12 protein-coding genes and 2 pseudogenes are annotated in these 14,074 nt (G+C 60.0%); 6 read left to right on the top strand and 8 right to left on the bottom strand.

From position 1 onward, the window contains the following. The first annotated feature begins 87 nt into the window (after window positions 1-87). The 4 genes from mnmA (at window position 88) to G113_RS13705 (ending at window position 4,712) form a co-directional block, all read left to right on the top strand. Complete coding sequence (gene mnmA, locus G113_RS13720; RefSeq protein ID WP_005904504.1) at window positions 88-1,194, top strand: tRNA 2-thiouridine(34) synthase MnmA; 1,107 nt, start codon at window positions 88-90, stop codon at window positions 1,192-1,194. A gap of 222 nt (window positions 1,195-1,416) precedes the next feature. Beyond that, a complete protein-coding gene (hflD, locus tag G113_RS13715) occupies window positions 1,417-2,028 on the top strand; it encodes a high frequency lysogenization protein HflD (RefSeq protein WP_040319234.1) in 612 nt (203 codons plus the stop codon). 26 nt (window positions 2,029-2,054) lie between these two features. Next, window positions 2,055-3,425 (top strand): adenylosuccinate lyase, encoded by a 1,371-nt coding sequence (gene purB / locus G113_RS13710; protein WP_005904500.1) that lies wholly within the window; start codon window positions 2,055-2,057, stop codon window positions 3,423-3,425. Between the two features lie 144 nt (window positions 3,426-3,569). Beyond that, on the top strand, window positions 3,570-4,712 hold the full coding sequence (locus G113_RS13705) for a ribosomal protein uL16 3-hydroxylase (RefSeq protein ID WP_005904498.1): 1,143 nt from the start codon (window positions 3,570-3,572) through the stop codon (window positions 4,710-4,712). A 327-nt stretch (window positions 4,713-5,039) separates the two neighbouring features. Here G113_RS13705 and G113_RS13700 read toward each other — a convergent pair whose 3' ends face one another. From G113_RS13700 to G113_RS13685, 5 genes and pseudogenes are all read right to left on the bottom strand, one after another. After that, window positions 5,040-5,546: a GNAT family N-acetyltransferase gene (locus G113_RS13700; protein WP_005904496.1), complete on the bottom strand. Its 507-nt coding sequence runs from the start codon at window positions 5,544-5,546 to the stop codon at window positions 5,040-5,042. Between the two features lie 168 nt (window positions 5,547-5,714). After that, a complete protein-coding gene (locus G113_RS13695) occupies window positions 5,715-6,695 on the bottom strand; it encodes a GNAT family N-acetyltransferase (protein ID WP_005904494.1) in 981 nt (326 codons plus the stop codon). Window positions 6,696-6,763: 68 nt separating this feature from the next. Next, window positions 6,764-7,402, bottom strand: a complete 639-nt coding sequence (gene pdxH, locus G113_RS13690; protein ID WP_152436056.1) for a pyridoxamine 5'-phosphate oxidase — start codon at window positions 7,400-7,402, stop codon at window positions 6,764-6,766. Between the two features lie 187 nt (window positions 7,403-7,589). Further along, a complete protein-coding gene (locus G113_RS22170; RefSeq protein WP_169510556.1) occupies window positions 7,590-7,949 on the bottom strand; it encodes a hypothetical protein in 360 nt (119 codons plus the stop codon). Window positions 7,950-7,976: 27 nt separating this feature from the next. Next, window positions 7,977-9,959: pseudogene (locus G113_RS13685) on the bottom strand (reprolysin-like metallopeptidase); the annotation flags it as partial. A gap of 202 nt (window positions 9,960-10,161) precedes the next feature. Between G113_RS13685 and G113_RS13680 the strand changes: the two are divergent. After that, on the top strand, window positions 10,162-11,373 hold the full coding sequence (locus tag G113_RS13680) for an RsmB/NOP family class I SAM-dependent RNA methyltransferase (protein WP_005904488.1): 1,212 nt from the start codon (window positions 10,162-10,164) through the stop codon (window positions 11,371-11,373). Window positions 11,374-11,492: 119 nt separating this feature from the next. On the opposite strand, the gene G113_RS13675 is transcribed toward G113_RS13680, so the two are convergent. Then, the gene (locus G113_RS13675; RefSeq protein WP_005904486.1) at window positions 11,493-11,834 is read right to left on the bottom strand and encodes a Grx4 family monothiol glutaredoxin; all 342 of its coding nucleotides are present in this window, start codon (window positions 11,832-11,834) and stop codon (window positions 11,493-11,495) included. Between the two features lie 306 nt (window positions 11,835-12,140). Here G113_RS13675 and sodB point away from each other — a divergent pair, with 306 nt between their 5' ends. Beyond that, window positions 12,141-12,725: a superoxide dismutase [Fe] gene (gene sodB, locus G113_RS13670; protein ID WP_005904485.1), complete on the top strand. Its 585-nt coding sequence runs from the start codon at window positions 12,141-12,143 to the stop codon at window positions 12,723-12,725. 110 nt (window positions 12,726-12,835) lie between these two features. Here sodB and G113_RS13665 read toward each other — a convergent pair. Further along, window positions 12,836-13,659: pseudogene (locus tag G113_RS13665) on the bottom strand (MlaA family lipoprotein). An 82-nt stretch (window positions 13,660-13,741) separates the two neighbouring features. Further along, a partial coding sequence (locus G113_RS13660) for a c-type cytochrome biogenesis protein CcmI/CycH (protein WP_005904483.1) occupies window positions 13,742-14,074 on the bottom strand: 333 nt, incomplete at its 5' end.

The following is a 14,074-nucleotide window of genomic DNA, read 5'->3' as shown; positions in this document are numbered from 1 at the left end:
AGCCGGGATCATGATTTGTATATGTGACCGAGGGCGCGAAATGCTGTTAGAATACGCCCCGTTTAAACGAACTGGTAACGACACTCAATGACAGATAACAGCCAAATCAAGGTGATCGTCGGCATGTCCGGCGGTGTGGACTCTTCCGTCTCGGCCTACCTGCTGCAACAGCAGGGTTACCAGGTCGAAGGCTTGTTCATGAAGAACTGGGAAGAAGACGACACGGACGAGTACTGCTCTGCCTCCCAGGATTTGGCTGATGCCCAGGCAGTCTGCGACAAGCTGGGCATGCATCTGCACACCATCAACTTCGCCGCCGAGTACTGGGACAATGTGTTCGAACATTTCCTCGAGGAGTACAAGGCGGGGCGCACCCCGAACCCGGATATCCTTTGCAACAAGGAGATCAAGTTCAAGGCGTTCCTGGAATTTGCCGCCGAGGAGTTGGGCGCCACCTACATCGCCACCGGCCACTATGTGCGCAGGGACGACAGCACAGGCCGCCCGCGCCTGCTGCGCGGCCTGGATGCCAACAAGGATCAGAGCTACTTCCTCTACACACTGAGCGAAGCCCAGGTGGGTCAGAGCCTGTTCCCGGTCGGCGATCTGGAAAAGCCGGAAGTGCGCCGCATCGCCGAGAAACTCGATCTCATCACCGCCAAGAAGAAAGACTCCACCGGGATCTGCTTCATCGGCGAGCGCAAATTCAAGGACTTCCTGGCCAAGTTCCTGCCCGCCCAGCCGGGCCCCATCGAAACCGTGGATGGCAAGGTCATCGGCACCCATCAGGGTCTGATGTATCACACTCTGGGCCAGCGCAAGGGGCTCGGGATCGGCGGCATGAAGGATGCGAGTGAAGATGCCTGGTATGTGGTCGACAAAGAGGTCGAGCGCAACACCCTGGTCGTGGCCCAGGGGGATCACCCCCGCCTCTACTCCGACGGCCTCATCGCCAGCCAGCTGCACTGGGTGGATCGCACCCCCCTGCGTGCGCCGCTGCGCTGTACCGTCAAGACCCGCTATCGCCAGCAAGATATTCCCTGCCTCATCCAGCCCATGGATGACGACACCATCAGGGTCATCTTCGACGAGAAACAGGCTGCGGTGACCCCGGGCCAGTCCGCCGTCTTCTACGACGGGGAAAACTGCCTCGGCGGCGGCATTATCGAACAGCGTTTCAACCATCAGGTTTAACCAGACCGATAGGAGGCCGTGATAGATGAACAGTCACATTCAAGACAGCGTCATGGCCTGCTCCGATATCATCGAACAACGTTTTAGCCATAGGGTTTAGACAAAGAGATGGAAGGCCCGCAGAGATGAACGATGACGTTCAAGACCGCACCATGGCCTTCTTCGATATCATCGAACAGCGTTTTAGCCATACGGTTTAACCAGACAGATAAGGCAGCACAGTTGAGCGATAAATTTCAAGACAGAACCATGGCCTTTGCCGGCATCTGCCAGGCGGCCTATCTGGTGCAGAAAGTGGCCCGTGATGGCAGCTGTGACGAGGCCGCCCTGCGCGAGAGCCTGCAAAGCGTGCTGGTCACCGACCCCAAGCAGCCCCTGGAAGTGTTTGGCAGCCACCTCGCCATTCGCGACGGCTACCGCGCCCTGGTCGAACAACTCGGCGCCGATGGCAGCCAGAAAAATGCCGAGCTGACCCGCTACGTGGTCAGCCTGATTGCCTTGGAGCGCAAGCTGGCAAAGCGCAAGGATATCCTCAGCATGCTGGGGGAGCGCATCAGCCAGATAGGTCGCCAGCAACAGCATTTCGATCTGCTCGACGAGCAGATCCTGGCCAATATGGCGAGCATCTACAGCGATCTCATCAGCCCGATAGGGCCCCGTATCCAGGTGGCTGGCACGCCGCTGTTCCTGCAACAGCCTCTGGTACAACACAAGGTTCGCGCCCTGCTGCTTGCCGGCATCCGCGCCGCCGTGCTCTGGCGCCAGCTTGGTGGCAGTCGCACCCAGATCATCTTCGCTCGCAAGAAGATGGTGGAATTGGCTAAACGATTTTAATCCCCCACACATCAGGAGTTCACCCCATGGAGTTGTCAGCGCTGACTGCTGTATCCCCGATCGATGGTCGCTACGGTGACAAGGCCGCCGCCTTGCGCCCTATCTTCTCCGAGTTCGGTCTGCTGCGTTTTCGCGTCGAGGTCGAGGTGCGCTGGTTGCAAAAACTGGCCAGCCACGCTGGGATCCCGGAAGTCCCAACCCTGAGTGAGCAGGCCAATGCCGTGCTCGATGCCATAGTCCACGGCTTTAGCGAGGCAGATGCGGCCCGCATCAAGGCCATTGAGCGCACCACCAACCATGACGTGAAGGCCGTTGAGTACTTCCTCAAAGAGAAGGTGGAAGTGAACACCGAACTCGCGGCTGTCAGCGAATTCATCCACTTCGCCTGTACCTCGGAAGACATCAACAACAACTCCCACGGCCTGATGCTCAAGGCGGGCCGCGATGAGGTGATCAAACCCTATTGCGAGCAGTTGATCAGTGAAATCAAGCGCCTGGCCCATGAGTACCGCGACATGCCGCTGCTGTCTCGTACCCACGGCCAGCCGGCAACCCCGAGCACCATGGGCAAGGAGATGGCCAACGTTGCCTATCGCCTGGAGCGCCAGTACAAGCAGATCATGGCGGTCGAGCTGCTCGGCAAGATCAACGGCGCGGTAGGCAACTACAACGCCCACATCTCTGCCTACCCGCTCGTTGACTGGCACCAGTTCGCCGAGGAGTTCGTCACCTCCCTGGGGCTGACCTGGAACCCCTACACCACCCAGATCGAACCCCACGACTACATCGCCGAGCTGTTCGATGCCATGGCCCGTTTCAACACCATCCTCATCGATTTCGACCGGGATGTGTGGGGTTACATCTCCCTGGGTCACTTCAAGCAGCGCACCATAGCCGGTGAAATTGGCTCCTCCACCATGCCCCACAAGGTCAACCCCATCGACTTCGAGAACTCCGAAGGCAATCTGGGTCTGGCCAATGCGGTGTTCCAGCACCTGGCGAGCAAACTGCCCATCTCCCGCTGGCAGCGAGACCTCACCGATTCGACCGTGCTGCGCAACCTGGGCGTGGCGGTTGGCTATTCGCTGATTGCCTATCAGGCAACCCTGAAAGGCATCTCCAAGCTGGAAGCCAACGCCGCGGCCATGGCCGCTGACCTGGATGCCAACTGGGAAGTGCTGGCCGAGCCCATCCAGACGGTGATGCGCCGCTACGGCATCGAGAAGCCCTACGAGAAACTCAAGGAGCTGACCCGTGGTCGCCGCGTCGACGCCGAAGGCATGCGCACCTTTATCGACACCCTGGCACTGCCCGAAGAGGTGAAGGTGGAGCTGAAGAAGCTGACTCCGGCCAACTACATTGGCGCCGCCAAGCAGCTGGTTGATGAGCTGAAGTAAGTACCCGCTTGCCAACAGGGGCCCGCCGGGCCCCTGTTGTTTTGGCAACGCACAGTGAACCGCCCCGACGGATGTCCCGATAAGCGCAGCCGCTGCCCTTATCAAGACCTCTGTCTGACCACTTTATTAGGTATGAGAAGCCCCATGTACGAACTCAATCTGGATATCGCCCACTTCCTCGAGCACCATTGGCAAAAACGCCCCCTGCTTATCAAAGGTGGCTTCAAGCAGTTTCAGGATCCCATCACTCCCGATGAACTGGCCGGGCTGGCCATGGAGAAAGAGATAGAGTCGCGCCTGGTCACCTGCAAAGATGATCAGTGGACCGCCGAGCACGGCCCCTTCGAAGATTACGATCAGCTGGGTGAGCGTGACTGGACCCTGCTTATCCAGGCCTGCAACCATTGGGCTCCCGAGGTCCATGAGCTGGCGGTGCCCTTCCAGTTCATCCCGGGCTGGCGTTTCGATGACGTCATGGTGAGCTTCTCCACCCCGGGGGGTGGCGTCGGTCCCCATATCGATCAGTACGATGTCTTCATCACCCAGGGCCTTGGCAAACGCCACTGGCGGGTGGGTGATGCCCAGCAGATCACCGAGTACGCCGCGCACCGTGCCCTGCGTCACTGCGGGCCCTTCGAGGCGATCATCGATGTGGAGATGGAACCCGGCGATATCCTCTATATTCCGCCCGGATTCCCCCATGAAGGCTACGCCATCGAGCCCTCCATGAACTTCTCCGTGGGTTTTCGCGCGCCCGATGCGCGCGATCTGCTCACCTCCTTCGCCGATCACCTGATCGATAACGAGATCCGCACCGAGCGTTACGCCGACCCGGATCTCAAGCCGTGCCGCCACCATGGCGAGATCCAGCAACACGAGCTGCACCGCCTGCGCGAACTGATGCAACAGGCCCTGGATGACGAGACCCTGTTCAAGGAGTGGTTCGGCGCCACGATCTCCGAGGCCAAGCACGATCTGGATGTCATGCCCCTGCCTCAGGACGACGCCCCGGATTACAGCAGCGATGAAGTGGCCGATCTGCTGACCCAGGGCCAGCCTGCGGTGCGGGTGCCTGGCCTGCGCTGCGTCTGGTTCAGCGACGACAGCCAGACCTGCTACATAGATGGCGAGGCCTGGACCCTGGGCGAACCCGATGGCGCCGCCCTCAAGCTGCTGTGCGATCGCGATCTGGTGACCCAGTCCGACATGGTGGACCTGGCGGATCAGGCCGGCTTCCTGCACCTGTTCACCCGACTGGTGAATCGCGGCTATTGGTTCTTCGATTGACCCAGTTCACTCGATTGAGACGATTCAATCGAAACAAAAAAGGCGCCCCAGGGCGCCTTTTCTTTGCTCATCAGCCATCTTGAGGCCACCTGGTGGCCTTCTGACTCATCTTCCCTGCCCCTGTGCCGCAACATCCTGGCGACCTTTATGTCCTCAAAGCTCCGCCCATCCACCCAGTAACCACCTTCTAAATAGGTAAGAGGAGTTGTAGATCGGACCTAGAAACACCTACGCCGGGTAGACGATGCGGCAAACAGTCAGGTCACTATTACCATGGATGATGGCGCCTTGAAGGTATGAATACTGTTATGGCAAAACAGGGAGGCGTCACTCCTCAGGCTGCTCGTCAAACAGAGGGTGGTAGAGCACCTCTCCGTGCAACCCTGCCAGGCCACCGGCCTGCAACTCCATGGCCATGAAGTGCTCGCTCGGCACCTCATAGCAGCAGCAGAGGCCGAACTCGCTGGCGGGACGAAACCCGAAGCGACTGTAGTAGCTGGGATCGCCTAGCACCACCACGGCCTTCCAGTCCATCTCCAGCGCAGTATCTAGCCCTTCACGGATGAGCTCCGAGCCGATGCCCTGCCCCTGCCAGTCCGGGTGCACGGCAACGGGCGCCAAGCCGAGCCAGGGGCCTTCCAGACCATTGATGGTGACGGGGCTGAGCAAGAGGTGGCCCATGAACTCGTAGTCTTCCTCTTCCACCTGGGTCACCACGGCGGCGCCGCATTCACGCAGGCGGTTGACCAGTTCGGCCTCATCGGTGCGGCCAAAAGCGGCACTCACCAACTCATAGACGGGTAACATGTCGCCGGGGCGCTCGGTTCTCAGCATTAAGACAGACTCCTGATACAACTTGCCGCCATTATTCCACAGAAATCCCACCGGGCCGGAACACCTTTGACCAGAAATGGGAGCTTTCCCCCAGGAAAACGAAGTGCAGCCTGACTCCCATCGACATGAGGTCAAGCCCGTGCAGCGCGTCAGGATTGGACGCTGGCACTATATCGAGCAGGCATCGCGCCTCAGGCGCCAGTGCCGCACGACACAAGCCGAGCGCTCGGTCAGCGGCGCCATCCCCTGATCCGTCATGCCCAATTTGGCCATCACCCTGCCCGAGGCAAGGTTGCCAGCCATGTGGCAGGCACTGACTTCAGGTAAGTGAGCACTCGCAAAAGCGAAGTCTCGTACCAGCGCCGCCGCCCGGGTCGCTATGCCCAGCCCTTGCCAGGGCACACCAACCCACCAGGCCAGCGAGCCCTGACTGCTCAGGGAGACAGTGCCCACAGGGGCAGCCCCCCTTTGCGCATCCAGCCAGATGGCCCAGCTCCATGCCAGTCCCAGCGCCTGTTTGCGCCAGCAAAGCTGCAACCACTCATGGGCCGCGTCCTCCGGGTAGGGGTGGGGAATATGGAGGGTGTAACGGGCCATGGCCGGATCCAGGCAATAATTCTCTATCCAGGATGCATCCGCCGCCACCAGAGGACGCAAGCAGATAGCACTGGTCGGCACGCCTCGCCGGGAATGAGGCGCGGCCGGTGAGCGGGCTGAAAAAGCAACAAGGGTGTCTCGCAGGCAGGGCAGGGTCAGGCGCCTCGCCTGCAGGCGAGTCAGGGCTGGGCCGAGCGCCTGATCCAGCGGTAGCGGCTGATCTGCTCCGTTCGGCCCCAGCGTCAGCAACCCCTGCTCCTTGGCCAGCACCAGCAAGGCAGAGGCGCTGCTCAGCAACACTTGCCGGTGCGCAGCTTGGTCACTCGCCAGTCCCTTGCCCTGCTCAGGCGCCAACCAATCGGCCAGCAGCGCGGATGCATCGAGCAGCCCATCCGGGTAGGACACACTCTCCTGTCCCCTGACGCCACCGCAGAATGCATTGTTATCTCCTCGCCGCCCCAGCAACCACCAGCTGTGCCCGGCGCGCTGCCAGGCCCTCAAGTCAGGGAGCCAGTGCGCCTGGAGCAGATCGCCATCGATCAGCAGACGCATGGGGCTTGGTCTCTCCATGTCAGCACGCCAGGCCTCCGAGACATCACTGGGGTGAGTAGTCACTGCTGTCAGGGGGCCAATCTATCTATCTGCCAGCCATCTCTTTCCCGCTGATAGAGGAAGCGATCGTGCAGCCGGTGCTCGCCACCCTGCCAAAACTCGACGCTGTCGATCACCACCCGGTATCCCCCCCAAAAACTGGGCAGCGGCACCTCGCCATTGGCGAACTTTTGCTTCAATTCCATGAATTTGGATTCCAGCACGCCACGGGCACTGATGCGGGAAGACTGCTTTGAGACCCAAGCGGCTATCTGGCTATCCTTGGGTCTGCTGTGGAAATAACGCATCACCTCAAAGGCGCTCAGCTTCTCTACTCGCCCTGTCACATGCACCTGACGGTCCAGCATATGCCAGGGGAAGAGCAGGCTGATGCAGGGATTGCCCGCCAGCTGCACCGCCTTGCGGCTGCCCATGTTGGTGTAAAACAGCATGCCGGCCGCATCATAGTGCTTGAGCAGGACGGTGCGCTGCCAGGGCTGGCCGCTGACATCGACGGTAGCGACCACCATGGCGGTGGGATCCGACAGCTTGGCCTCACAGGCCTGCCCCAGCCATGTCTCGAACAGCGCCAGGGGGTCGGCGGGCAAGTCGGCTCGGTGCAGGCCGCCCTTGCTGTATTCACGGCGCAGATCAGCAACATCCATCATCTTGTTGTTCCTTCTTTATTTTTCCCATTACCGCGCAAGATACCAAGACTCGGTATCTGCCTTCTGGCGGCCATGTCCTGACAGGCATTGTGCGACTAGCCCAGCCTCGCGACAAGCCTCAACTGCGAAGGGAGGCCATGGCCCCCCTCCCTTTGTCTGCCATCACGACCAAGTAAGCCTTGGCTCCTTACTTTGCTTTCTCAGCGCGCGGGCAGTGAACCAGCATCTGGCGATTGTATTCGGCGGCAAAGTCTGTCAACGCCTGCTGCTGCGCCTCCTGCCCCGGCCTCACCAGATCCCCCAGCCCCTCCATGTAACGCATGCCACAACGCGCCTTGACCGCCTCCTGCTGCTCGGCCGGAATGCCTGGCACCATCTGACCACGGCCAGCACGGATGATCACCCTGTGATCGCCACGAGCCAGATGCTCATCCAGAGCCTGTGCAACCCCCGGGGTTTCAACACCGGACGGCATCCCGACTTGGGGGCTGGCATCGGCTTGGCAACCGGCCAACAGCAGTACTCCCAGCGCGAGCAACAGCTTCATCTGACCGCCGAGCTGCCGCAGCGCGCTCCCCAGCGCGAGCAACAGCAAGGTCCAGAGGCTCAGACTGCCGCCGCCTCCGCTGGAATCATCACTGGGCGCTGTTGGCGCCGGACTGACCGCGCCTATGGTGCTGCCACTGCCCGCCAGGCTCAATCTGGGGCTCAGGGCGAAGAAGATGTTGCCATTGCAACTCAGCTTCAGTCGCCCCTGGCTGGTGACAGGCAGGGTCGGCAGCGTCAGCGTGGTGCTGCCACTGTTGGGAATGGCGCTCGCAAGCGGGCTCCAGGCGTGGCCATCATCGGCACTCAAGGCCACATCGACCCTTGAACAAGAGATGGGAGCAGACTGGCTGCCCGCCACCTGCCAGCGAATAGCCAGAGATTGTCCCTCGCTCAGAGTGCCGCTCAATGGGGCTGTCAGCGTGAATGGCGACCCGGTATTCACCACTTGCACCTGCATCTCGTCACTGCCTACTCCGCCCTTGCCATCACGCGCCGTCAGGCGAAAATGCAGGGTGCGGTTGGTGGTCGGCCAGGCTTCTCCCTTGGCGAGGGTGCCGCTTTGCAATGAACTCAGGCTGGGCAACAGTCGCTGACTCGAGGTGCCGGGCGCCACGAAGGGGAAGATGGGCCTGCTGCCATCATCAACCATGGTCGCCAGGCTGGTAGAGGCCGCGCCGCGATCGAGTTGTTCCCAGTTGTAGCTCAGGCTGTCGCCATCGAGATCCGAGCCGCCACCATTGAGCAAGAAAGGGGTATTGGCCGGGATCACATAATCATTGCCTGCCGCAACCTGAGGGGCATTGTTGCTGAGCACCTCACGGGTACCGCAGTTCTGGTAGAGCCCCATGTGTTCGCGCATCTGTTCGATGGATTTGCTGTGAAAGTAAGGCAGGCTGCTCTCTTGCAGACTCTCCTCGCCGCACAGACCGGCATAGCCCATGATGGAGCTGCCGCTGCCAGGCTCCCAAGCCTGGGCGGCGGTACGGCTGCCGCTGCCACAGTCCCCGGTGGTGCCGTTGAAGGTGTGATCGGCTCCCAGCTGATGACCGAGTTCGTGGGCCACGTAGTCGATGAAGAAGGCATCCCCCACCGGGGTAGTCGAGCCGGTCATCCCCTGGGATTTCAAATTGGCGACGCACAGGCTGCCCAGCATGGCCAACCCCCCTCCTCCGGTGTTGAGCACGTGACCTATATCAAAGGGAGTCGCCCCCAGAGCCGCCGTCTGCACGCTCTGGTTCTTGATCATGTCACTGCTGTCGTTTTGAAAGGGGTCGGTGGCAGGGTTGGTGTAGATGATGAGATCATTGTTGGCGACCAGCTGAAAGTTCACCCCGAGATCCCGCTGATAGACCTCATTGACCCGGTTGAGCAGGGTGGCGATGGCCGCCAGCCCCTGGGCCACGCTCCCCCCCTGATATTGGGTATACTCGCCCGATGCCGAGATGGCGATGACGTAGCGCCTGCGCTCGTTGCCACTCACCAGCACGCTGCGGGCCAGGGCCCTGGGTTGACCCAACACCTCGTCAGCCTGCTGCTCAAGCGGACTCAGGGCATCGCGCTGGTCATAGACGACATAGCCCAACCCATCCCCGAGGGGATCGACGAAGATGAGCCGCCCCTGATAGTGAAACATGCCGTGAAAACCCAGGGGGCCCAGTTCGAAACGGCCGGTATCGCGCTCATCCTGCAGGCTCTGGCCGCTGAAGGTGAGGAGCCCAGGATACTTGGCCGCCAATTCGGCTGGCAGCAGATCGTTGAGCGTCAGCATGAAACCGGTCTCCCCCCCCTCGGGCAGAGGCAGCACCAGGGTGCGCGCGCCATCGGCCAGGGCGGTCAGCTGCGCACTGGCATCATCGACCTGGCGAAACGCCCGTGCCCGCACCTCGAACCCAGCTTCTTCCTGACCCTTGGCTGCCAGGGTGCGCCAGTGCGGTGCGGACTCCGCCTGGGCCTGACTGGCCAACAGGGGGATCAATAGCAGAAGTGTTCGCATCGACATCATCTGGATATCCTTATCGTCTGGGCCATCATGGCTTGTTGCCCGCACTAGTATGGCGATCTCTGGGGGTGCTGGCCGTCTCTGCACCAATAAATAACGGGATCATGGCCGTTTATGGGGTCACCAGCAAGGGAAAGCGCGAGCACTGCGGTTGCGCCAATCTGGTCTAACCCCTATCATTGCGCGGATTTCATCGGCCAAGGTTAATCTCATGCTCAAATCCCCACTGTTACCCCGTTTCGGGGATCTGGTTGATGCCATTCTTGACGACGTACTGACTCAGGGCCTCACCCTGGATCGTGCCTATGCCCGTCATTTTTCCGGCATCGAACTCAAACCCCAAGAACAGGCAAGGATTGCCCTGGTCACCGGCGATCTGCTGCGTCGCCTCAGCCTCTACTGCAACCTGTCAGGCATTCAGGTGCGCCAAGCCGCCAAGAACGTCTGGCCGCTGCTGCACAGCTGGCATGCGTTTCACAAGATTGATATGCCAAACCACCCCAGCCTGGATCGCTTCAACGAAGAAGCCTTCCGGCGCCGTCTGACCGAAGCCAAGAAGAACCCTGTGCTGATGGATGGTTGCCCAAGCTGGCTGGAAAAGCTCGGTGCCGAGCAGCTTGGCGACGCCTGGCCTGCCGAACGGGCCGCCCTGGCCTGGATGCCCAAGCGCTACTTGCGCGTCAACAGCCTCAAGTGCACCAAAGCGCAGCTGCAAGCCCAGCTCAACAAAGAGCATGTGAGCACCATCCCCGTTGAGGGTGTCGACAGTGCCTTGCAGGTCACCTCTGACTCAGCCCTGTTCCGTACCAAGGCCTTTGCCGATGGCTGGTTCGAGCAGCAAGATGCCGGCTCCCAGCTGGTCGCGGCCGCCCTCGATGTCAAACCGGGCATGAAGGTCATCGATGCCTGCGCCGGTGCCGGCGGCAAAACGCTGCATATTTCTGCCCTGATGGAGGGCAAGGGTCGCCTGCTCGCCATGGATGTGGAAGAGTGGAAGCTGGAAAACCTCAAGCAGCGCGCCCGCCGCGCCGGGGCCCACAACGTGGAAACCCGCCTCATCACCAGCAGCAAGACCGTCAAGCGCCTGAAAGAGAGCGCAGATCGCGTGCTGCTGGACGTGCCCTGCTCCGGCCTTGGCGTGCTCAAGCGCAATCCGGATGCCAAGTGGCGCGACACCGCCGAGCGCCTGCCAATCCTGATGGCGCTGCAAGAAGAGATCCTGCAGCGCTACAGCCAGATGACCAAAATAGGCGGCATTCTGGTCTATGCAACTTGCTCCATACTGCCGTCCGAGAACCGTCAGCAGGTTGACAAGTTCCTGGCCGCCAATGAGCATTTCCGCCTGCTGGACGATCATAATGTCAGCCCGAGCCAAACTGGCTTCGATGGCTTCTACATGGCTCGTCTGGAGCGCATCTCCTGAGGGACTTATCCACACAACGGGCAGAAGCGCCCATGAAAGAGGGGAGCCAATGGCTCCCCTCTTTTGTATTCTGCACCAGCTAAACCGCAGGATTAATCTGGTGCAAGCGGCAACAGCGCTTATTCGGCGGCGTCTTCCGGCTTGTGTTTGGCGGCAGTCTCTTTAACTAGCGTCTGCAGCTCGCCTGCCTGGAACATCTCAATCATGATGTCGCAGCCACCGACCAGCTCACCATCGACCCACAGCTGGGGGAAGGTGGGCCAGTTGGCGAACTTGGGCAGCTCGGCGCGGATGTCCGGGTTCTGCAAGATGTCCACATAAGCGAAGGGTTCGCCACAAGACATCATGGCCTGGGAGGCCTGGGCAGAGAAACCGCAGCTCGGAAGCTTGGGGGATCCCTTCATGTAGAGAATGATGGGGTTCTCGGCCAGCTGCTGTTTAATCTTTTCAATAGTTTCCATAGGTGCCTCACTAGAGCGATTTCGGCGATCATTCTACTGCAAAGTTAGCCGACCACAAACCGGCAAACCGAAAACGAGTGATTTACATCCACCTCAATACGCGCCGGGTTGATCCCGATCATGGCGAGAATCAAGAGTTGTGAGCCCATCTTTGATGCTGTTACAATCATTCGGCCCATTGGGCGCCCGTCCGGCTACCTGAGGACGTTCGCCCAATCACGTAAAATAATGCTTTTCTCCTAAGAAAAGCCTATGCAATGTCTTGCAACCGTCGCTTTCGCACGGCCAGCCAATGGAGAGTAGAAAATGGCTTTCGAACTTCCCGCTCTGCCCTACGCAATCAATGCTCTGGAACCGCACATCTCCCAGGAAACCCTGGAATATCACCACGGCAAACACCACAACACCTACGTGGTCAACCTGAACAACCTGGTGCCGGGTACCGAGTTTGAAGGCAAGTCTCTGGAAGAGATCATCAAGACTTCCACCGGCGGCATCTTCAACAACGCAGCCCAGATCTGGAACCACACCTTCTACTGGCACTGCCTCTCCCCGAACGGCGGCAATGAGCCGACTGGCGCCCTGGCCGATGCCATCGCCAAGCAATTCGGTTCCTTCGCCGAGTTCAAGGATGCCTTCACCAAGTCTGCCATCGGCAACTTCGGTTCTAGCTGGACCTGGTTGGTGAAAAAAGCCGACGGCACCCTGGCCATCGTCAATACCTCCAACGCCGGTTGCCCGCTGACCGAAGCCGGTACCACGCCGCTGCTGACCGTCGACCTGTGGGAGCACGCCTACTACATCGATTTCCGCAACATGCGTCCCAAGTACATGGAAACCTTCTGGACCCTGGTCAACTGGGAATTCGTGGCCAAGAACCTGGCTGCTTAATCTGCCGCTTCTTGCCAAAACACCCCGCTCTGCGGGGTGTTTTTTTATGGGCAGTTCACATATGAAAAAGGCGCCAACAGGCGCCTTTTTTATTTGATGGGGAGTCGGGCCTACTGGTCGATCTCGTCCAGATACTCGTCCAGATTGCCCTCATCCTGACGGCCGGTCTGGGGTCTGGCCCCATCGCCAAAGGGCACGTTACGCCCCTCGATCTTGCTCTGATCATATTGCAGGTAGAGGCCCTTGGTGAAGGCATAGGGGTCGAGGGAGTTGTCGACGACCCGCTCCTGATCGATAAGCTTGGATCGGGTACCGACCCCATCCAGGGCCCAGTGCACCACTCTCATCGGGAAGGTCAGCAGGGCATAGGGGAAATAGAGGTATCTATGGTGTCACCAATCAGATCCCGGGTCGTGGTAGGTCCGTAGACGGGGAACATCAGATAGCCCCCCTCACCGATGTCGGCACGGCCGATGAGGGTGCTCATCTCCAGCATGTTGCGCTCCAGTCCCACATGCTTGGCCACATCGAAGATACCAAGCAGACCCAGGGTGGTATTGAGGGTGAAGCGTCCCAGGTTGGTCCCTGCGCCAGGCAGATCACCGCTGATCAGGTGGTTGACCATGCTGCTTGGCTCGTCGAAGTTGTTGACGAAGTTGTCTATCCCCTCCTTGACGCTGTCCGGCACATAGTCGGCATAGCTGTGGATCACCGGGCGAGCAACATAAGGCTCGAGCACATCAAAGTTGACCGCCCACATGGCGCGGTTGGCGCCCTGAAAGGGATCCTTGGGATCGTTGGCGGTACTGGTTGCCCCGGGGGCATTGTGATTGCTGAGCCCCACATCCAGGCTCGCGGGTCCCGATTTGGGTGGGCCGCCAGCACAGCCACCGAGCAGCAGTGCCAGTACCCATGCACCTAAACGCACTTGCATACTGATTTACCTTGAGAAAGTCACTTGAACTGTTTGATTATTATAAACGGCTCGGCCCCAAAGGGGCCGAGTAAAGATGCTATTAGAGGGCGCGATCGATACGGATGTCAATCGGCACTGTCGGAATTGTCGCTGTTGATACCGTTATCGATACCCCTTCGAAGGCCCCCTCCTTGTTCATGACGTTGCCGCCCGCGGAGAGCCTGGCCTTGAACTGCAGCTCGGGGTTCACTTCAAGTTTGCTGCCTTCGATCATGGCATCTCCATCTCCGAGAGAGAGCGTGATAGGCAGTTTGGGATCCCTGATCCGCTTGACTGCAATCGGCATGGGCGGGCCATTGGGCACCACGGCAAACACGAAGAGGTGAGGATCACTTGGCATCTGGATGCCGGGTGCCAGGGTGATGTGGATGGG

This window comes from Aeromonas molluscorum 848, from assembly GCF_000388115.1.
In the GTDB taxonomy this organism is placed as follows: Bacteria; Pseudomonadota; Gammaproteobacteria; order Enterobacterales; family Aeromonadaceae; genus Aeromonas; species Aeromonas molluscorum.
Note: the sequence above shows the minus strand (reverse complement) of the source record. Positions and strands in the feature narration are given on the sequence as shown.